This window comes from Buttiauxella sp. S19-1, assembly GCF_022134725.1.
Lineage (GTDB): Bacteria > Pseudomonadota > Gammaproteobacteria > Enterobacterales > Enterobacteriaceae > Buttiauxella > Buttiauxella ferragutiae.
Genome location: NZ_JAHWLU010000050.1, coordinates 10,006 through 30,993, shown reverse-complemented (window position 1 = coordinate 30,993; position 20,988 = coordinate 10,006). Strand labels below are relative to the sequence as shown.

The window sequence follows — 20,988 nt, the reverse complement described above, 5'->3', positions numbered from 1 at the left end:
TTGCAATAGTTGAGGTGTCTGATTTGAGACTTTTTGCCAGGCTCGAACCTGCTTTATATCCGACGTTTTCAGATAAACGCCCGAACTCACGACCAGCAAAATCACCGCTCCCGGTGCAAAAAACCAAAAATGGGCTTTTTTACTGACGGTAGGCAGCGCTGCTTTTTCAGGCTCGTCACTAAAATGCACCCGCCGCTTGCGGCTGCGCCTCACAATCACACCCGCACCGCCCAGCACAAACAACACCGGAAGTACCCATAAAATCAGCGTTGCGGGCGTCATTGGCGGTTCGTAAGTCACGAAATTACCGTAACGTTCCACCATATAGTCGATGATCTGCTGCTTGGTTTTCCCCTGCTGTTGCAGTTCATAAACTTTCAAACGCATGTCTGAAGCGATCATGGCGTTAGAATCGGCAATGCTATTGTTCTGGCATTTCGGGCAGCGCAGTTGCTCTGTGAGCTGGCGGAACTGCTGTTCTTGCGCTTCGTCTTTAAACTGGAAAGTATCGATCGCCGCCAGAACATTAAAGGAGAACAGGAATGCGATGAGAATTAGCCAACCGCGTTTCATGCGCCAGCCTCCTTATTGTATTTTTCCCACAGCGGTTTCAGCTCCTGTTGCCAGACGCGATCGTTAAGATCACCGGCATGGCGATAACGGATGATCCCTTTGCCGTCGATCAGGAAGGTTTCCGGCGCGCCATAAACGCCCAGATCTAACCCCAGCATCCCGTTGCCATCAAACAGGCTCAGCGCGTAAGGATTACCTAATTCATTCAGCCAGGTAATGGCTTTGCGGCGATCGTCTTTATAGTTCATGCCGACCACCCGCACGCCCTGCGCTTTCAGGCCGTTAAGGTATTGATGTTCGGCGCGGCAAGTTGGGCACCAGGTCGCCCAGACATTAAGCAACAACGGTTTGCCATCAGTCAGCACAGACTGGTCGTAAATCTTGCCAGGATTTTCAAGCGATTCGAGACGAAACACCGGCACTGGCTTGCCAATCAACGCCGATTCCAGATTGGTTGGGTCATCGCCCTGCGCATTACGCGCCAGTTGCCACAGCAGCATCGCAGCCAGCAGTAAAAACAGTACCAGCGGGATAAATAAGACTTTGCGATTCATGCGGCCTCCGGCATGTTTTTGCGTTGGCGATAACGCGGGTCGAATAAGCAGAACAGCCCGCCGAGCGTCATCAAAATTCCGCCCATCCAAATCCAGCGCACGAAAGGTTTGTAATAGAGGCGAACCGCCCAACTGCCGTCATCCAGCTCTTCACCGAGCGCGGCGTACAGGTCACGCGTCACGCCGCCATCAATCGCCGCTTCGGTCATCATGGCGCGGTTGCTGTTGTAGAAACGCTTTTCAGCGTGCAGCGTGGCTTCAGGTTTGCCATTGCGTGTGACGTCGATAATCCCCACGCCGCCACGGTAATTTGGGCCGTTCAGTTCGTGAACATCGCGGAACACAAAGTGATACTGGTGGATGTCGATGCTGTCGCCGACTTTCATGCGCACATCGCGCTCGATGCTGTAATTCTGGCTAAACGCGATACCCACCACCGTCACCGCCAGCCCCAGATGGCCAAACACCATGCCCCAGTGGCTGCGTGGCAATTTCCATAAGCCTTTCAGCAAACCATGGCGATACGTAGCACGCTCGTAGACTTCGGTTAACGCCAGCACAAACACCCATACCGCCATCAGCAAACCGACCACCGTCATCGCTTCGATGCGGTCTTGCATTAGCCACGGCAAAGTTAACGCCAGCGCCACGGTCACCACCACGGCAACCACCAACCTGCGCACCAGCTTTTGTGGTTCATCACGACGCCAGCGCACTAGTGGGCCAATGCCGAGCAACAATGCAAACGGCGCCATCAGCGCGGTAAACATGGTGTTGAAGAACGGTTCACCGATAGAAATACTGCCCAGCCCCAGTTGCTTGTGCACCAAAGGCAGCAACGTGCCCAGCAACACCACCAGCATGGCGGCGATCAACAGCACGTTATTGCCGAGTAAAAAGGATTCCCGCGACCACAGACTATTTCCGACGCGTGAACGGACTTTGCTGCCTTTCACCGCATACAGCAGCAGCGAGCCGCCAATCACAATCACCAGGAAAGCGAGGATAAACATGCCGCGTGCCGGATCGGATGCAAACGAATGTACCGAAACCAGCACGCCCGAACGCACCAGGAAAGTGCCGAGTAAACACAGAGAGAACGCGGTAATCGCCAGCAACACCGTCCAGGCTTTGAAACTGCCACGTTTTTCCGTCACCGATAGCGAGTGAATTAACGCAGTACCCGCCAGCCACGGCATAAACGAGGCGTTCTCAACCGGGTCCCAGAACCACCAGCCGCCCCAGCCCAGCTCGTAATAAGCCCAGGCCGAACCCAACACAATGCCGATGGTTAAAAATGACCACGCCGCTAAAGTCCACGGGCGTGTCCAGCGCGCCCAGGCCGAATCGAGTTTCCCGGCCATCAGTGCGGCAATCGAAAATGCAAACGCCACAGAGAAACCGACATACCCCATGTACAACAACGGCGGGTGGAAAATCAGCCCGATGTCTTGCAGCAGAGGATTCAGGTCGCGCCCTTCGATAGGGAAATCCGGTAGCGTGCGGGTAAATGGGTTAGAAGTGAAAATGATAAACAGCAGGAAGCCGAAATTAATCATCCCCATCACAGCTAACACGCGCGCAACGGCATCTTGCGGCATGCTGCGGCTAAACAACGCCACCGCAAACGTCCATCCGCTCAGCAGCAACACCCACAGCAGCAGCGAACCTTCATGTGCGCCCCAGGTGGCGGCAACGCGATACCATACCGGCAACTCGCTGTTGGAGTTATTCGCCACATACAGCACGGTAAAATCGTTCACCACAAAGGCGTTCACCAGCACCAGGAAACTGGCGCACAGCGTGATAAACAGCGCCCAGGCCAACGGACGCGAAGAGGCCATCAGGCGCGAGTCATTACGCTTTACGCCCCACAACGGATAAACACTGAGTAACAATGACCAGCCAAGTGCCAGACAAAGCAAAAAACTGCCAATTTCTGGCATCATGAGGCGTTATCCTTATAGGCCTGCGGGGCGCGTTGGTGGTTCTTATCCATCGCTTCTTTCACTTCCGGCGGGGTGTAATTTTCGTCATGCTTTGCCAGCACTTCTTTGGCGGCAATCTTATTACCAGCCTCAAACTCGCCTTGTGCGACCACACCCTGCCCCTCGCGGAACAAGTCTGGCAAAATGCCATCGAAACTCACGTCAACTACGCCGCTGGCATCGTAAAGTTTGAAGGTGACTTTCAGCGTATCTTTATCACGCTTCACACTGCCCGGTTGCACCATGCCGCCAACGCGCAAACGCTGCCCCACTTCAGGCAACTGATGGCTTTCACCTTTGCCATACAGGATTTCGCTCGGCGTATAAAACAGGTCGATATTGCTGCGCAGCGCATACAACACCAGCGTGATAGTGAGCCCTAACCCCACCAGCACAGACAGCGCCAGATAGAGTCGATTTTTGCGACGAGTATTCATTCAGTTCCCTCTGCATGTTGTGCCGCCTGAATACGCTTTTCCCGTGCATGTTGGCGTCTGACCGCATTTAAAATGGCACGACGCTGCACACGAGTGTGTACCAGCAAAAGCAGCAACGGGATAAAGGTCAGCGCGACAGCCAGCCAGACGTAAAACGCGTAGCCGCCCATGGCAAAAAAATCACCCCAACTCAAAAATGCCCTGGTCATGAGTTTCTCCCTTTATTCGCCAGTTCCATCACCCACGGGCGGCGCTGCTCCTGAAGCAAAATAAGGTTACGCAAACGCATCAGCGTCAGCGTGGCAAACAGCATCAGAAAACCAAAAATGGTCAGGCGCAACGGAGTGCGCATTGAAGGGTCGATACTTTGCTGCATGTTAGTTGAACCTTGATGCAACGTGTTCCACCACTCCACCGAGTAGTGAATAATCGGCAAGTTCACCACGCCGACCAGTACCAGAATCCCTGCCGCGCGCCCGGCCAGGCGGCGGTCATCAAAGGCGTTATACAGCGCAATCACGCCGATATAGAGAAACAGCAACACCAGCTCGGATGTCAGCCGCGCGTCCCATACCCACCAGGTTCCCCACATCGGTTTACCCCATGCAGAACCGGTCACCAGCGCGATAAAGGTAAACACCGCGCCCACTGGCGCCATCGCCGCCACGGCAAGGTCAGACATTTTCATCTGCCAGACAAGGCCAATAAACGCCGCCACCGCCATCGAGCCATAAATGCCCATCGACCAGATCGCCGCAGGTACGTGAAGATACATAATGCGATAGCTCTGGCCTTGTTGATAATCCGCAGGCGCAAATCCAAAACCCCAGACACAACCTGCCACTAACAGCACCGCGCTGAACATCGCAAACCACGGCACAAACAGCCCGCAAAGCTGGTAAAGGCGCTCGGGTTTAGCGAGCTGATGTAACCATTTCCACATAATTATTTGCTCACGAAATCAAAACAATGGTGGATGATGCTGCGCTTATCCACCCTACAAAATATTGATATGTTATGTTTCACGTAGGTCGGATAAGCGCAGCGTCATCCGACAAATCTATTGCACACTCACACGCAGCGCCGCCGCCGTAGCAAACGGGCTTAATGTCGCGCTGGCCGCCAAAAATGCACCAAGAATAGCCATATAACCGTCAACCGGCAGATGCATAGAGGCTGCGTCCATAGCGGCGGTCGCAAAAATTAACAGCGGAATAGTCAGCGGCAGCACCAGCAAACTCAGCAGCACACCGCTACGCCGCAACCCCACCGTCAGCCCCACGCCTGGGGCGCCCAAAAAACTCAACGTTGGCGTCCCCAACAACAGCGTCAACGCCATCACTTTCCAGGCGTAAAAATCCTGCCCGAGCAACAAAGCGGCAAGCGGCGAGAGGATCAGCAATGGCAAACCGGTCACCACCCAGTGAGCGGTCACTTTCGCTAACACCACCATCGGTAAAGGGATGGGTAGCAACATCAGTTGCTCAAGCGAACCGTCCTGAAAATCATCACGAAACAGCCTGTCCATCGCCAGCAACGACGCCAACAGCGCCGCAACCCAAATCACACCCGGCGCAATGCGCGCCAGTAATTGCGGCTCAGGGCCAATCCCCAGCGGAAACAGCGTGATAACGATCAGAAAAAACCACAACGGGTTGGCGATTTCTGCCCCTTTGCGGAACACCACTCGCAGTTCATGCAGAAAAATCCGGCGCATCATGCCCGTTTCTCCTGCAAATGAATCTGGCGCAGATTGTCGACCGCCAGCGGCTGATGCGTAGTAAGAATGACCATGCCGCCATTTTCGGTATGGCGCAGGAGCTGATGCGTGAGTTTTTCTACACCCGCGGCATCAATGGCGGTGAAAGGCTCATCCAGAATCCACAGTTTGTGTGCGCTTAACCACAAACGGGCCAACGCCACTCGCCGTTGTTGCCCGGCCGAAAGCTGGTGAACCGGGACATCTTCAAACCCCAGTAAACCCACTTCAGTAAGTGCTTGCCAACGTAGTGATTCCGCACCTTGCGCGTGATAAAAGCTGAGATTTTCAAAAGCGGTGAGAACCGTTTTGATACCGGGCTGATGCCCGAGCCACAGCAAATCCTGATGATAGTGTTCGCGCGCGCGGGATAACGTTTCCCCTTGCCACTTCACTTCGCCATCCTCAGCTTGTGCCAGCCCCGCCAAAATCCGCAACAGCGACGTTTTCCCGGCACCATTTTTCCCGGCGATTTGCACCATTTCACCTGGGCGTACGCTAAACGACAACTCGCTAAATAACACGCGGTCATCACGTACGCAGGTCAGGTTAATCGCATCAAGCATTTGAGGAGTCACTCCTTGTCTCGGGATGCAAAATCATAACACATCATAGGCTTTGCTCCAGATTGGCTCGCGCCGTTGCGGTACTCCAAAAGAGGTAATCCTTACCCCCAGGATCAAAATTAAGTCGAATTAGCTGACACCAGGAGGCACAGAGCTAAAAACCGCTACGCTTAAAGAAACAAACACTCCGTGAGTGCCCCGAAATATGGATGAATTAAAAGAAGACAAAATCGATAAATCCACCGATGCCATCGAGGTCGAAAGTGATGAGAAAGATCACGGCGAAAAGATAGAAGTCGATGAGGAACGCCTACCCTCGCGGGCGATGGCCATCCACGAACATATCCGTCAGGACGGTGAAAAAGAGTTAGAACGGGACGCGATGGCATTGCTGTGGTCGGCGATTGCGGCGGGTTTATCGATGGGTGCATCGCTGCTGGCGAAAGGGGTATTTCACGTCAATCTCGAAGGTGTACCCGGCAGCTTTTTACTGGAAAACCTCGGCTACACCTTTGGGTTTATTATCGTCATCATGGCGCGCCAACAGTTGTTCACCGAAAACACCGTCACCGCCGTACTGCCTGTCATGCACAAACCCAACGGGGCAAACCTCCTGCTGTTGCTGCGCTTATGGGGCGTGGTGCTACTGGGTAATATTATCGGCACCGGGCTTGCCGCGTTTGCGTTTGAATATATGCCAATATTCGACGAAGAAACGCGGGATGCTTTTGTCACCATCGGCATGGAAGTCATGCACAACACCGCAGGTGAAATGTTTGCCAACGCCATTATTTCCGGCTGGATTATCGCCACCATGGTGTGGATGTTCCCGGCGGCGGGTGCGGCAAAAATAGTGGTGATCATCATCATGACCTGGCTGGTCGCACTGGGTGATTTAACCCACATCGTGGTCGGCTCTGTAGAAATTCTCTACCTGGTCTTTAACGGCACCATCCACTGGAGCGATTTCTTCTGGCCATTCGCATTACCCACGCTTGCAGGCAACATTTGCGGCGGAACATTTATCTTCGCGCTGATCAGCCACGCACAAATCCGTAACGATATGAGCAATAAGAAAAAAGCCGAGGCGAAAGCTGAAGCAAAACGCAAACAGGAAGTGGAAGACGGCAAAAGCGGAAAACAGGCGCAACGCAGATAAAACTGGTTACGTTTCAGGCAATCAGCCTGTTTGCCCCTTAACTCCGCTCTAAAAGCGGGTATACTACTGCCCGCAATACCCAAAATAATTTGAATTGTGGGTAGGCGGCAAGAGAACAAAGTCCCAGGAGCTTACTTGAGTAAGTGACTGGGATTTGTGAATGCAGCCAACACCTCCACAATTTAAAGTATGAAGGGTATGAGTCCTCTTAGTTAAATGGATATAACGAGCCCCTCCTAAGGGCTAGTTGCAGGTTCGATTCCTGCAGGGGACACCATACTATGGTAAACATATATCAACTGATGTAATTTTTTCTGTTATAAAACTGCAATTTACGAACCTTTCCCTTCCCTGATAGTCAATATACATAAACCATTATCCACCAGCATCAACACCTTTTTGTGGGTACGACTGCGGGCATTTTCAGTTCGATAATAACCGTACCCTCAAAATGTCGTCAAAGAGGCATGTTTTATGGCACTGACTGATATGACTGTTCGTAATGCTAAACTCCAGAACAAGGCGTACAAGCTCACTGATAGCAGCGGGCTTTTTCTCTTCATCTCACCCGCAGGCTCAAAACTGTGGCGTTTCCGTTACCGTTTCGAGAACAAGGAACAGACCTTTAGCATCGGGCCTTACCCTGAAATCTCATTATCCGAAGCCCGCTCAAAGCGCGATGATGCCCGTAAGCTACTTGCTAACGGTATTAACCCAGCACAACAAAAACGAGAAAAGAAAGAAGAGAAAGCCAACAGTCGTACCTTCGAAGCAGTGGCTCGTGAGTGGCATAAAAGCAATCGAAAATGGGTCGATACTCATGCAATCAAGGTACTCACATCTATGGAAACTCACGTTTTCCCTACACTAGGTAAACGGGACATTACAGAATTGAATACCCGCGATTTGTTGATTCCAGTAAAAGTCGTGGAAGCTAAGGGGAATATAGAAACAGCCACCCGTCTTCAACAGCGTATAACCGCCATTATGCGCTACGCTGTACAGAATGCTTATATCACTTACAATCCTGCTCAAGACATGTCTGGGGCTGTTTCCAGTCAAAAAAGTGAGCACAGGCCAGCACTACCTTTCGATAAGGTAACTGAACTACTTAAAAATATTGAAAGATACCAAGGACAATCACTCACTACCTTAGCGATAAATCTGGCCCTACTCACCTTCACCCGCTCTAGTGAATTTCGCTTTGCCCGCTGGAGCGAAATCGACTTGGGACGAGCACTCTGGAGCATTCCTCCGAAACGAGAAACAATTGAAGGCGTTAAGTTTTCTGAACGCGGCTCCAAAATGGGCACAGAACACTTAGTACCTCTGTGCAAACAAGCAGTTGCAATTCTGGAGCAAATACACGAGATCAGTGGCGAGTTTGATCTGATATTTATTGGTGATCACAATCCTTACAAACCAATGAGTGAAAACACTATCAATAAAGCACTTCGCAATATGGGCTATGACACTAAAACTGATATCTGCGGCCATGGGTTCCGAGCGATGGCTTGTAGTGCGATGATTGAATCAGGTCTGTGGTCAAAAGATGCTGTCGAACGCCAAATGAGCCACCTGGAACGCAATAGTGTCCGAGCTGCGTATACACACCTAACCAAACATATGGAAGAGCGCAAGCAAATGATGCAGTGGTGGGCGGATTACCTTGATGCCAACCGTGAGGGTTACGTGACACCTTATGAGTTTGCAAATGGAAACAAATAAATAGTCACATTTTCATTAAACTTCAAAGAAAATAACGGTAGTTAATCCACTTATAAGAGACGTTCTTTATGGAATCTCCCAAAAACACTTCGGCTTTGCTACCGTTTCCCGAATTTTGCACGCTACCCGAGGCTCCCAGTCTGCTGGGTTGTTCTCTTGATAGTATTGTTCAGATGGCAGTACATAATGAAATTGAAATCTGCGTTTGGTTCAAGGACGAAAAAGAAGTCAGTCTTATTTTAAAAAAAGACACGAGTCCCCAGACAGCAATGTTCCTTGATTTCATCCTTGAGAATAAAGTTCAGATTTCAGAACGTTGTACATTTGAACGAATTGAATTCCCTGGGTATGCTTATCTCAGACATACCACAATCAAGAAAATCCCTGATAAATTCGAAGTGCGTACATCAGGTAGTAATGGCGCTGAATTGGTTAAACGTTCACAGCACATCAAATACCGGGCCAATACTGCATTTATCCCTGCAATTATCACCGGCCTGTGGAAAATTGAGAACCCACCGACAGACTTAACCATAACTCGCCAAATTTTCCTCAAGGAAAGGCTTTTTTATATAACGCCCTCCGATTACCCTCCTGACTACCCAGAAGTACTGTTCAGACCCAGAAGCCATTCTGAAAAACTATTAATTACCATTGAAAATATTTATATCACCAAGAGCCAGCTCGAAAAAGCCAGCTATCTGATCGAAGAAAAAAGCAGCAAACAATCAGAATCAGAATCAAATAACAGAAAAAGATATGCGCCAGACAGAGAGCAAATACTTTTAGGGGTTTTACACCTTCTACTAAAAAGTAGAGCTGAATTTGATGAAAAATGTGTTAATGACAATGGGGAAATTAATAAAGAAGCATGGCTTCGCCTTATACGTGAAAAATCAAAAATTCTATTCAGAAATGGCAATCCACCGCTGAGCCACGAAACTATCCGTGATTTATTGGGTGATGCGCTTCTTCCTGCTAAAGAAAGAACGATGAGCCAAAACAAACCCAGCCGAAATTCCAGACCAGTCCCCTCCAAATAGCCCCTCAACCACCGCTGTGAAATTACTTCAGCTGAATGACTCCCTTGCTCCGGAAGAATTTTATGGTTCTTCCGGAATTTTTTTGCAGTAAAATCGACATCTCACCACTAAAAACCCATTAGAAACAATAAAATAACAACATCCAATAGTTCGCCATCTCCCTTTCCACTCCCCATGTACTGTACAGAATAACGTAATAGAATTGCGTCCACACATTGAGATTAACATAAGTAAATAGAGTGATTCAGGAGGCAGCAACAGATGGCACCGAATTCAGCCCCAAAGCATCGTGATGAAGGAAGTGGATACGATATCCCCCCGGAGTGTAAGCTTATTGGCATGAAAACCATCATGGGTATGACAGAATTTACGCATGCTTTTTTTTACAAGAAAATAGCAGAAAAAAAATTTCCGGAACCTATTAAATTCGGGCGAAAATCCCGATGGATACTCAGTGATGTTCTCAAGTGGATTGAAGAACATAAAAACAAATAGCAAAGTGCAGTAATTTTTGCAAAACAATTTAACAGTAAGAAAGGAGGGTGGAAAACCGAAAAATCAGGTAAAGCAACTGCGCCAGCAAGGTGCCAATTTAAATCTTTTTCTTTTATTCACAACTAGCGTGAAGGGTCTCGCTCGGCCCTTTGTTAGAAAGTGAAGTTATTGAAATACCAACGTGCTAAATACATCGCACTCGATATAAATACTGACCAGCTTCTCAACACAATAGAAGCATTAAGGAATTAAAAATGAAACGCAATTCAAATCCTAAATCGATGTTTACACATGATGAAGCAGAGGACGAGTATCAACGCCCAAAATACCCACGCTTTGGGCGTCGTGGTATATATAGTTATGATCCTTCGAATGTAAATAATAATATTCACGAGTCGAATTCCCGCAACCATAGTGAAATAAAGACCGACGGGAACACTAATGCTCTGATCGTAGCAAGTAAGAATAATGCAGGCAATAAACCTGCTAACCACCAGACAAACACTCTGTCAAATACGGATACGTTATCTGTCTCTCATTCAGGCATTCTGCCAAATTCCCCGCAGGCGGTTAACAGCAACTGTGGTCTTACTAATAAAGAAATCCCAGTACTCGATGATTTGTCCCTTTTATTACCAAGAGCTAAAACCCTGGAAGAAGCACAGATGTTAGCGGGCCACGGAATTATTACTTACGACGACGTATTCAATACCGGACGATTTAGCGACAAGGTCATGTTTCCAACAGAAACCGTCGAAAACACTAGCGAAGCAAAGTCACTTACAGAATCTTCAGCTCACTATGCATCTACTTCAGTGGAATGCACCATCATTCCCAACCGCGAGCAATTGAAAGCGATCGTGGAAAAGCTTGATGCCCGTCGTGCCCGTGAGAAAACAATCCATAAAGACGCAAATTCCACTCCTTTAGCAAAGAATACTGCGGATAGCACTGAAGCGGCTGCGCATAGCCCACAAACCACTAAAAATCTCGTCACACAGGGTACAAATCCCAACTGTGATCTGCAGTCAGAGGATTCAATGCCTGTAGTGGCAACAGGGTCAGTGAAGATCCCGCCGGAACAACTTGAGATGTTTAAAGGCATTGTTTTGCTTTCCGTAAAGCAGATAGCGGTATTATTCAATATCACAGTCAAAAGTATTAATAAGAATATTGCCGAAGGCAAATTTCCGACGCCGGTTAAATTCAGCGATCGTATAACACGTTTTCGACTGATCGACCTGGAACAGTACATTGAGTCAATGTCTGGCTGCAAAGTTAAAAGCCAGAAAAAATAAGCTAATTGATGCACTTAATTAACATTAGTGCGAACAAATAACTTTTTTCGCACCCATCGCGGTGCCCAATATTACTTTTTTTATTTTATTAGTAGTCAACATAAGGGCCAATGTTTGGCCCTTCAAGGACATGTAAAAATGGCGAAGCATGAAAATATTATTCCAGTCAAAAAAGTAATGCGTTCTTTGACGATCATGGAACAGGCACACAAAAAGAACATTCTGGCATCACGAGCTTTTAAAACTCTCACTAATACGGATGCCTGGTCATTCGTTGAAAATGAGCTTCAACGATCAACCTGCCATGAACAGCTGATCGATCCTCTGGGTATGGCCCAGGTTTTTAACAAATATTTTCAGATGCAATGGAATCAGTGCTGCTACAACATGGTCGATGGAGAAAGGCTAATTGATGGCTACACAGGAATGCCTGATTATCAGCTTCATTACTGGCTTGATAATACACTTAATGCATACTGTCAGACTCAGCACAATGGACTAATTACCGCTAATAATTATTATGCAATCCCACGAATTATCGTGGAGAATGCGGGCATTTCAAATGCAAACTCCTGCGTTATCCCGGCCCCCTTGGGGAGTTTATGGAAAGACCATATTTCAGAAAAAAGAGGAGAAGCTATAGCTCCCAAAAAAAAGAAACTCATCAGATTTGTGTCCAGCTGGGATATAAGCAAGCTTGAACGTTTTGTGAATAACATTCAAATCCAAAAAACAGACTATAGTAGACCTCTGAATTTAATAACAAGAGAGTTCCCTTTATTTAACTTGATTTTCAATGATTTTGAGAAATCATCTGAATTGAAAGATGTGTTTGCTAACCTAAAGGAATTTAAAAAACGGTTAAAAACACACACCTATCTTCTTGAAGTGATCGCTATTGCCTTTTATTATTCACTAGTGACTATGGATGAGGATAATTTTTTATTCAAAATAAGAGCATTAAAATTCACTACTGTGGATGCAGAAACAGGGAAAGAAATGGAAGATAAAGCGGCTATAAAAAAGGTTATAGATATAACCAAGTGTGCGATGATGGCATTTACTAATATCGACCCGGCAAGTAGCCTTGATGAAATGAATGAGTTTTATCAAACGATATTTACCTATCCCGCAAAGCCATTATTTGAATATGATTAATAATCATTGACTATAAAACTATAACGACCTGAACAATACAACCATTTTGTACCAGAGCTATGAAATTTAAAAAAATTCATGGCTCTTCACTGCAGAGCTCCCATCTATATCTCTGCAAAGCGTTCGTAGCTTTATGGCTACATGCAAAACTTTCCCCATAGTACCAACCAAATAATCAAACACCTTCATATCAGAGTTGGCTATCTTAACCCCTCTTTTTGAGCATGCTAATATCGACCACGATTCACTGAACTCCTCAGCCTGTGGCATTTAGTGTGTAGTGGTCAACAAAAACTGGCCACCACTTTAGAGTTTTTCCAGTATCGATTTTCCGATTCGTTGGGGGGTAACCCGCCGTTATATTCATGCGGCCTGAGCGCGCTGTAATACCCAACGATATAATCTGTTATTTCATGGGCAGCATCGCTGAAGCTTACGTAACCAGTCACTGGCACCCATTCATTCTTCAGACTCCTGAAGAAGCGCTCCATCGGGCTGTTATCCCAGCAGTTTCCACGTCGGCTCATACTCTGTTTGATCCGGTACCGCCACAATAACTGCCGGAACTGCCTGCTTGTATAATGACTGCCTTGATCGCTGTGGAACATCACTCCGTCTGGCTTGCCGCGAGCTTCCCACGCCATTTCCAGCGCTTTGGCCGTCAGTTTGCTATCCGGGGAGAACGATATTGCCCAACCCACCGGTTTCCTCGCGAACAGATCGAGAACAACTGCAAGGTATGCCCAGCGCTTACCTGTCCAGATATACGTCACGTCACCGCACCACACTTGATTTGGCTCTGTCACTGCGAACTGCCGCTCAAGGTGATTCGGGATCGCGACGTGTTCATGGCCGCCACGTTTATATCGATGAGTAGGCTGCTGGCAACTGACCAGCCCCAGCTCTTTCATCAGTCTGCCAGCAAGCCAGCGTCCCATCCGATAGCCTCTCTGGGTTGCCATTGTGGCGATGCTCCTTGCTCCGGCAGAACCATGGCTGATGTTATGCAGCTCCATCACCTGGCTTCGTAATACAGCCCGCCTGCCGTCTGGTTTTTCAGGACGGTTTTGCCAGTATTTGTAGCTGCTACGATGAACCCCGAACACGTGGCAGAGAGAGGCCACTGGATAACGCGCCCTGAGTTTCCCGATTAACGAGAACTGTTCAGGGAGTCTGACATCAAGAGCGCGGTAGCCTTTTTTAATATTTCGTTTTCCATTTCAATACGTTGCAGCTTTTTCTTTAGCTCACGTATTTCGATTTGTTCCGGGGTTATTGGAGAGGCGTTTGTCGTTTTGCCCTGCCGTTCATCACGCAGCTGTTTTACCCATTTCGTCATCGTAGAAAGGCCAACGTCCATGGCCTTCGCTGCCTGAGCGGCAGTGTAATTTTGATCGACAACCAACTGGGCTGACTCACGTCTGAATTCAGGACTAAAATTTCTTCTTTTCATTGGTGCACCTGTGTTGTTCTGAGGTGAGCATATCACCTCTGTTCAGGTGGCCAAATTCAGTGTGCCACTACAGTGCGAGACTCTCCTCCTCAGAAGACACTTCGGCCTGCTTTGCTATCTCCGTAAATGGATTCAGCATTGTGTATCTATCTTCCAACCAGCGCATACGCCTGAAAAGCCGTAACATAACTTGTCGGGCGCCATACAGAGACCGGCTTTGATGCCTTAGGCTCATCAACGCTTTTTACCGTTAACCAGCACGATTAACTGTCTCGGATCGTCAGCTATAGGCGAAAAATAAAAGTTTGAAATAATATAAAGTTTACCCAAAAGACTTCGCAACCATATTGTCGCCCTGCTCAGCTAATCGGCAAGTTTCATCACGCAGCTAAAAGGTTTTGTCAGATCATCTTCCCTGAGGCAGTTGCTAGCATGTTAGCGCAGCAATGTAGCAGTATCTAAGGTGAATGACCCTCGCAATCATTAGCACGCCTTAAAAAGGATGCCGGTCGACCACATACATTTAAATAATAATTATATTGATTTATATCAATATGTTAATTTTGGTTATGTTTTGGTTTTAACCTTTGCAATATAGAAGTATTATTTTGCGAGCGATCCACTTGCCCTGCTTTCCCTCATCATTCTTTCGGTGTCTGCGAAAAGTCATTTTAAGGTTATTTCCCATGGAGTTATGGATATTTATAGCAGCGATTTATTTAATCTATTTGTTGTTTTTCAAAAAGAAAAAACATAAACCTGCAGCAGGTTATGCTTCCAGAACCGTGAATATGCCACCTAAAGAACGTCTTGCTAACAACAAAAAGAATGAGACTGTTGTGCATAGCGATGACAGTGAAGATGATAATCTGGCAACATTTACGCTAAGTGGCCGGAGTGTCGAGTATCAATTAACAACCACTCAACGCCAGAATCCCTCAAAAACTACTGGTGCTTTGGCTCGATGGGTGCTGCCGGCCGAGGTGATTACTGTCGGTGGTATAGAGATTACCGGTGGTCATTTCTACTTCGGACAGCGTATGAAGCCAGCCGGGCAGAACTTAAGCGATTATTATGATGATGGCAGCGAGGCATCTTTAATTGACGACACGCTTAAGATATACCCCAAACCTTACATTTACGAAGATAGTTCATTGGGGTACTGGCCCAGTTTTTCCTCGCTTTCACCTGTGGCACGCGGCGCGTATCTCAGTTGGCTTGCCAGCGACAGGTGTGACGCTTCCTGCCCTGTTGGTTACGTTTTTATTTATCTGTATGGTCTCGAAAGACGGGCTCTTGTTGACAGCCTGGACGAAAATACATCTGACGCTGAGTTCTGCGATCTGTTCAAAGAAATCCGCCGTCTAAGATCAGTATTCATTGAAAACCGTTCCTTCCGGAACTACTCCTCCCAGTTACTCGAAGCAATGTCCATCCTTCGCCCGGACTTTAATCTTGCTGCAGACCTCGACAATGAGATGGGGTTCAGCAACGGTATGCAGTTTAAGCTAGCACTGGCAAAGGCTGTGGATGCTGGATTACCCGTATCAGCTGATCTGGCGCTAACCTGGATAACAAACCATACAGAGTATACGTTGCGAACGCCCGCCCGCCGCTGCGCGAAAGAATTTGCTGCGCTTTTCAAACGGCGCTATATCCTCAAATATGGTGAGGGTATGTTAGTTAAGCCGAATAAAACGCGACTGAGGCTGGATTACACACCAGCAAGCCCTAATCTGCGCGGCATTCGCCTTCAGGTTCCCAACCTGCCTGACCCTAGTGCGTTAAAGAGCCCTGTCCAGAAAATTATGACACTTGCAGATATCTGCACAGACGAACTGGATTCTTACAGCCGCTATCTTGGTAGGAAAGGTACGTCAGAAAATGATATTGCTGCAATTATGTTGCTGCCTGAAGAAATCATTGATGAAAGCGCTGGAAAAATTTCAAAGACATTCCAACGTTGGGCTAATGAGGTGATCGCAGATTATGAGGGATTAACTTCAGTTGCTAAATTCTGGGAGCACATTGGTGCCAGTTGTCCAGAGAAAATCAATAAAAAAGAGGCTGACCTTATGCAGGCCTTTGCGCTTAAGATGGGTTACAGCTTGGCTCCTGACCCGTTTTATCACCATGTTAAGGCAGAAGTTGACGGCGTTCTGGTTCTATTTACTGCCGGTGAGCGCACACCTTTTTCACCGTCTCCAGAGTTTATCTCAGATGTGATGACACTCAGGCTGGGAGCGATGGTAGCCTTAACCGATAACAGCCTTGATCAGGCCGAGCGAAAAGTGCTGGAAAACGCCATCGATCACAACCCCAGCTTCACAGATGATGAAAAACGTTCCCTGCATGCGTATTTAACGTGGCAGCTTCATACCCCGGCCAACATGACGGGAATGAAAAACAGGATTGCGCTGCTGAGTGTGGCGGAAAAATCAGCTGTGGGTCGGATTATCGTTAGTGTCGCCTGCTCGGATGGCAGTATCGCGCCTACCGAAATCAAACAGCTAGAGAAGATTTATTCAAGCTTGGGTCTGGATCCCTCATCGGTTTCCGCCAATATCCATCAGCATTCCACTGCTGAAATTACACCCGTTTCGTCTGTTCCAGCGAGTCAGTCAACGGCAGAGTTCACGCTGGATGCTAACGTACTGGCTCGCCACGAAACGGCCACAGATGATGTCCGTAAATTACTGAGTACGATTTTCACTGAAGACGAACCGGAACTGCCAGAAAGCGTTCCCGTCTCCTTATCGGAGGAGGGGAGTCTTGACTCTGCACATAGCCAACTTTATCGCAGGTTGCTGGAGAAGGAACAGTGGTCCCGGAAAGAGGCGACAGAGCTGTGCAGTAATTGGAATTTGATGCTCGGCGGTGCGCTTGAGGTGATCAATGACTGGTCCTATGCAGCGGTTGATGCGCCAGTGCTGGAAGATGCTGATGATGATATCTGGGTAGACCTGGAAATTGCCAAAGAATTAGAGGGATAGTTAATGTCTGTAACACGCATAAGAGTTAAAGAACGCGACGCTATTATTCAATCACTGAAGTCGGGAGTGACGCCAAGGATAGGCATTCAGCATATCCAGGTTGGCCGCATGAATGAGATAACCGCTCTCCACCAAGATATTGAGAGGATTGCTGACGGTGGCGCAAGCTTCAGACTTATCATCGGTGAATACGGATCCGGCAAAACGTTCTTTCTGAGTGTAGTGCGCTCTATTGCGCTGGAGAAAAAGCTAGTATCAGTCAGTGCCGACCTTTCTCCCGACAGACGTATTCACTCATCGGGAGGTCAAGCGCGTAATCTCTACTCAGAGCTGATGAAAAACATGTCCACCCGAAATAAACCTGATGGCAATGCGTTACTTAGCGTTGTGGAAAGGTTCGTCACTGAGGCAAGGAAGGAAGCCGATGCGGATGGCTCCCTAGTTTCATCGGTTATTCATAAGCGCCTGGCTGCTTTGTCAGACATGGTGGGCGGATATGACTTTGCTAAAGTCATCGATGCATTCTGGCGCGGGCACGAGCAGGATAATGAAACGTTAAAATCCAATGCCATTCGCTGGCTACGTGGAGAATATACTACCAAAACCGATGCCCGTAACGATCTTGATGTTCGGACTATTATCTCAGATGCTTCGTTCTATGATGCGTTGAAGTTGATGAGCCTTTTTGTTCGCCAGGCAGGCTATGCCGGATTATTGGTCAGTCTCGACGAGATGGTGAACCTCTATAAGCTGAATAACACGCAGGCGAGAACAGCGAACTACGAACAGATTCTGCGGATCCTGAATGACTGTCTGCAGGGTTCTGCCGAGAATATTGGTTTTATTCTTGGTGGTACTCCCGAGTTCTTGTTTGATCCGCGTAAAGGACTTTACAGTTACGAAGCGCTGCAATCGCGTCTGGCGGAAAACCGGTTCGCACAGAAAGCTGGGGTAATTGACTACTCATCACCCACGCTGCATCTGGCCAGTCTCACCCCAGAAGAACTCTATATTTTACTGAAAAACCTCCGCCACGTTTATGCTGGCGGAGAGCCCGAGAAGTACCTGGTATCAGATGACGCACTCACCGGTTTTCTACATCACTGTAGTAAAACCATCGGGGACGCTTACTTCCGTACGCCCCGGAATACCATCAAAGGGTTCCTCGACATGCTGGCTGTGCTGGAGCAAAACAACATGATGGACTGGCAGATGCTTATCTCGGGTGTGGCGATTGAGGATGACAGGCCCAGCGACATGGATGATGCCATTGCGCAGGAAGACGATGACGGCCTAGCCAACTTCACATTATGAGCAGCGCGTACGATCGTCTCGACCCTCGCGTTCGTAAGTGGGTTTATAAGCAAGGCTGGCCTGATTTAAGACCTCTGCAAAAGAGCGCTATCCCGGCAATATTAGCCCGTGACCGCGACGTGTTAATCAGTGCCGGTACCGCCGCGGGTAAAACGGAGGCATTCTTTTTGCCTGCCTGCTCAGCGATTGCAGATATCACAAGTGGGTTTGGCATTGTATATATCAGCCCGCTTAAGGCACTCATTAACGATCAGTACCGTCGTCTTGAGAGTCTTGGTGAAGCGCTGGATATGCCAGTGACACCCTGGCACGGTGATATACTGCAAAGTAAAAAGAAGAAGGCCCGGACAAGCCCCTCAGGCATTTTACTCATTACGCCAGAATCTCTTGAGTCTTTACTCATAAACTCCTTGGGTTGGCTTAAGCAGGCATTTTCGCCAGTCGCCTACATTGTTATTGATGAGTTTCACGCGTTTATTGGTACAGAGCGCGGTATGCAACTGCTCTCCCTGCTCAACAGAATCGATCATGTACTTAGCCGTCACGCAAACCCGATTCCCCGCGTTGCGTTAAGCGCCACGCTGGGAGAACTGGATAAAGTGCCTGAGCTGTTGCGCCCGGATAAGCGACTGCCTTGCGAAACAGTGACAGACGACAGCAGCAAGGCCACATTGCAGGTGCAGGTTAAAGGCTACATGGAGTCGGTGAGTGAAAAAGGAGAAGAACCGCAGAACTCAGCAGAAAAACACGTCTGCGCTGACATTTTCAGACTCTGCCGTGGCGACTCCCATTTGGTCTTTGCAAACAGTCGAAGGCGTACTGAAAGCATTGCCGCAACACTGAGTGACATGTGTGAGGAGCATATTGTTCCGAATGAATTCTTTCCCCATCACGGATCCCTGGCCAGGGAATTACGCGAAACACTAGAAGCCCGTCTACAAAAAGGGAATTTGCCCACAACAGCTGTCTGTACCATGACGCTTGAGCTGGGTATTGATATCGGTAAGGTGCAGTCGGTTATTCAGGTTACCCCCCCGCATTCCGTATCAAGTCTGCGCCAACGCATGGGGCGGTCAGGGCGGCGCGACTCCCCGTCGGTGCTAAGGATGCTCATTACTGAAGATGAACTTACTGCAACCAGTAGCATCGTGGACCAACTGCGGCTGCAGATGGTTCAGTCGATGGCAATGATTAGACTGATGATCTCTCAGCGATGGTTCGAGCCGGCTGATACTTGCCAGATGCATTACTCTACGCTGTTGCACCAGATTCTGGCGATCACTGCGCAATGGGGTGGTGTTCGAGCCGATCAGCTGTGGTCACAATTGTGTCAAACCGGCCCATTCCGGAACGTCGAGTTAACCGATTTCAAAAGTCTGCTTAAGCATATGGGGGCATGTGGACTGCTCACACAACTTGCTAGCGGAGAGATGGTTGTTGGGGCTGAAGGGGAGAAGCTGACTAACCATTACACGTTTTACGCCGTGTTTAATACGCCAGAAGAGTTCCGAATTGTCACGGGAAGCCGAACCCTTGGCACAGTGCCCATAGACTCCCCGCTTTTGCCTGAACAGCACATCATCTTCGGCGGACGGCGCTGGAAAGTGACTGAGATAGAAGTGGAAAAAAAAGTTATCTATGTTGAGGCGACCAAAGGTGGTCAGCCACCAAAGTTTAGTGGTGGAGGTATGTCTGTTCATGATGTTGTTCGCCAGGAGATGCTCGCAATCTACAGAGAAAATGACTATCGCATCGCGGTAGGTAACCAGAGAGTTGATTATGCGGATGCTGCCGCCAGAAACCTCTTTGCGGAAGGCCGTGACAACTTCCAGCGTTTCAATCTGCAAAACACCCATTTTATTGGTAGCGGTCAGCACTGTTACGTGCTCCTCTGGATGGGCGATAAAGTCGTCAATACGATGACGGCTTTGCTCCTACGTAGTGGCTTCAAAGCCAATTCATATGCAGGTGTGATAGAAGTCGGGGACTCAAATGTAGCCTCAGTCCAGCAAGCGCTTAAAGAAATACTATTGTCGGGTTTACCTACAGAAATTGAGCTTGCTGCGGATGTTCCAGACAAATATCTGGATAAATATGATGAGTATCTGCCCGAATCCTTGCTTGCGAAAGGATATGGTGCGAAAGCTTTTGATGTTGAAGGTACACGTACCTGGCTGCAGGAAAATCTTCAGTAACTTGGATTTATAATCAGGGTATAAATAAATCGTCTATACCCTGAATTTTTTTATTTCCCTGTGGATTTACTAGGCTTGAGCCCCGGAGTATTACCCGGAGTATCTTTATTATCACGCCGACGTTGATCCGGTTTTCCTGTCGATTTAGCAATTGGTTTTGGACCAGGCTTAAGACCCATAATAGTTATCCTTTAGAGGTTTAAGAGGGAAGCCCTCTACATCGATATATGGGATGTGATGGAAATTCTCAATAGAGGTAATCTACCTTCCAACGA

Annotated in this window: 18 protein-coding genes and 1 tRNA gene; 10 read left to right on the top strand and 9 right to left on the bottom strand. The window is 48.2% G+C overall.

Annotation, left to right across the window (positions count from 1 at the left end):
- From MES37_RS12885 to ccmA, 8 genes are all read right to left on the bottom strand, one after another.
- A partial coding sequence (locus tag MES37_RS12885) for a cytochrome c-type biogenesis protein (RefSeq protein ID WP_237931622.1) occupies positions 1-573 on the bottom strand: 573 nt, incomplete at its 3' end.
- Positions 570-1,127, bottom strand: coding sequence for a thiol:disulfide interchange protein DsbE (dsbE, locus tag MES37_RS12880; RefSeq protein WP_064544701.1), 558 nt, complete (start codon positions 1,125-1,127; stop codon positions 570-572). The genes MES37_RS12885 and dsbE, both read right to left, overlap by 4 nt.
- On the bottom strand, positions 1,124-3,076 hold the full coding sequence (locus tag MES37_RS12875) for a heme lyase CcmF/NrfE family subunit (RefSeq protein ID WP_064544699.1): 1,953 nt from the start codon (positions 3,074-3,076) through the stop codon (positions 1,124-1,126). Before MES37_RS12875 ends, dsbE begins: the two co-directional genes overlap by 4 nt.
- Entirely contained in the window at positions 3,073-3,552 is a 480-nt protein-coding gene (gene ccmE, locus MES37_RS12870) for a cytochrome c maturation protein CcmE (protein WP_064544697.1), read from the bottom strand. The genes MES37_RS12875 and ccmE overlap by 4 nt, the downstream gene beginning before the upstream one ends.
- On the bottom strand, positions 3,549-3,761 hold the full coding sequence (ccmD, locus tag MES37_RS12865) for a heme exporter protein CcmD (protein ID WP_237931620.1): 213 nt from the start codon (positions 3,759-3,761) through the stop codon (positions 3,549-3,551). The genes ccmE and ccmD overlap by 4 nt, the downstream gene beginning before the upstream one ends.
- A complete protein-coding gene (locus MES37_RS12860; protein WP_064544693.1) occupies positions 3,758-4,495 on the bottom strand; it encodes a heme ABC transporter permease in 738 nt (245 codons plus the stop codon). The genes ccmD and MES37_RS12860 overlap by 4 nt, the downstream gene beginning before the upstream one ends.
- Before the next feature lie 117 nt (positions 4,496-4,612).
- The gene (gene ccmB / locus MES37_RS12855) at positions 4,613-5,272 is read right to left on the bottom strand and encodes a heme exporter protein CcmB (protein WP_237931618.1); all 660 of its coding nucleotides are present in this window, start codon (positions 5,270-5,272) and stop codon (positions 4,613-4,615) included.
- A complete protein-coding gene (ccmA, locus tag MES37_RS12850; protein ID WP_237931616.1) occupies positions 5,269-5,877 on the bottom strand; it encodes a cytochrome c biogenesis heme-transporting ATPase CcmA in 609 nt (202 codons plus the stop codon). The genes ccmB and ccmA overlap by 4 nt, the downstream gene beginning before the upstream one ends.
- Before the next feature lie 205 nt (positions 5,878-6,082).
- Between ccmA and MES37_RS12845 the strand changes: the two genes are divergently transcribed.
- From MES37_RS12845 to MES37_RS12815, 7 genes are all read left to right on the top strand, one after another.
- Positions 6,083-7,036 (top strand): formate/nitrite transporter family protein, encoded by a 954-nt coding sequence (locus MES37_RS12845; RefSeq protein ID WP_121815159.1) that lies wholly within the window; start codon positions 6,083-6,085, stop codon positions 7,034-7,036.
- Between the two features lie 202 nt (positions 7,037-7,238).
- Positions 7,239-7,313: transfer RNA gene (locus tag MES37_RS12840), tRNA-Arg, on the top strand.
- Positions 7,314-7,510: 197 nt separating this feature from the next.
- On the top strand, positions 7,511-8,764 hold the full coding sequence (locus MES37_RS12835) for a tyrosine-type recombinase/integrase (RefSeq protein ID WP_237931615.1): 1,254 nt from the start codon (positions 7,511-7,513) through the stop codon (positions 8,762-8,764).
- Positions 8,765-8,832: 68 nt separating this feature from the next.
- Positions 8,833-9,807, top strand: coding sequence for a hypothetical protein (locus MES37_RS12830; protein WP_237931614.1), 975 nt, complete (start codon positions 8,833-8,835; stop codon positions 9,805-9,807).
- 261 nt (positions 9,808-10,068) lie between these two features.
- Entirely contained in the window at positions 10,069-10,302 is a 234-nt protein-coding gene (locus MES37_RS12825; RefSeq protein WP_237931613.1) for a helix-turn-helix transcriptional regulator, read from the top strand.
- A 254-nt stretch (positions 10,303-10,556) separates the two neighbouring features.
- Positions 10,557-11,600 carry a helix-turn-helix transcriptional regulator gene (locus tag MES37_RS12820; protein WP_237931612.1) on the top strand — a complete coding sequence of 348 codons (1,044 nt, stop codon included), beginning with the start codon at positions 10,557-10,559 and terminating at the stop codon, positions 11,598-11,600.
- 138 nt (positions 11,601-11,738) lie between these two features.
- Positions 11,739-12,758, top strand: a complete 1,020-nt coding sequence (locus MES37_RS12815; protein ID WP_237931611.1) for a hypothetical protein — start codon at positions 11,739-11,741, stop codon at positions 12,756-12,758.
- A 284-nt stretch (positions 12,759-13,042) separates the two neighbouring features.
- Here the strand turns inward: MES37_RS12815 and MES37_RS12810 are convergent.
- Positions 13,043-14,211, bottom strand: a protein-coding gene (locus MES37_RS12810) for an IS3 family transposase (RefSeq protein ID WP_237931610.1) whose coding sequence is annotated in 2 segments (ribosomal slippage) — positions 13,043-13,962 and positions 13,962-14,211 — 1,170 coding nt in all. Because the reading frame shifts where the segments join, the coding sequence is not laid out codon by codon here.
- A gap of 686 nt (positions 14,212-14,897) precedes the next feature.
- Here MES37_RS12810 and MES37_RS12805 point away from each other — a divergent pair.
- Genes MES37_RS12805 through MES37_RS12795 form a run of 3 tightly spaced genes read left to right on the top strand, consistent with a single transcriptional unit; the run spans position 14,898 to position 20,713 of the window.
- Complete coding sequence (locus tag MES37_RS12805; protein WP_237931609.1) at positions 14,898-17,204, top strand: tellurite resistance TerB family protein; 2,307 nt, start codon at positions 14,898-14,900, stop codon at positions 17,202-17,204.
- 3 nt (positions 17,205-17,207) lie between these two features.
- Positions 17,208-18,518, top strand: a complete 1,311-nt coding sequence (locus MES37_RS12800) for an ATP-binding protein (protein WP_237931607.1) — start codon at positions 17,208-17,210, stop codon at positions 18,516-18,518.
- Positions 18,515-20,713 carry a DEAD/DEAH box helicase gene (locus MES37_RS12795; RefSeq protein ID WP_237931605.1) on the top strand — a complete coding sequence of 733 codons (2,199 nt, stop codon included), beginning with the start codon at positions 18,515-18,517 and terminating at the stop codon, positions 20,711-20,713. The genes MES37_RS12800 and MES37_RS12795 overlap by 4 nt, the downstream gene beginning before the upstream one ends.
- Positions 20,714-20,988: the final 275 nt, after the last annotated feature.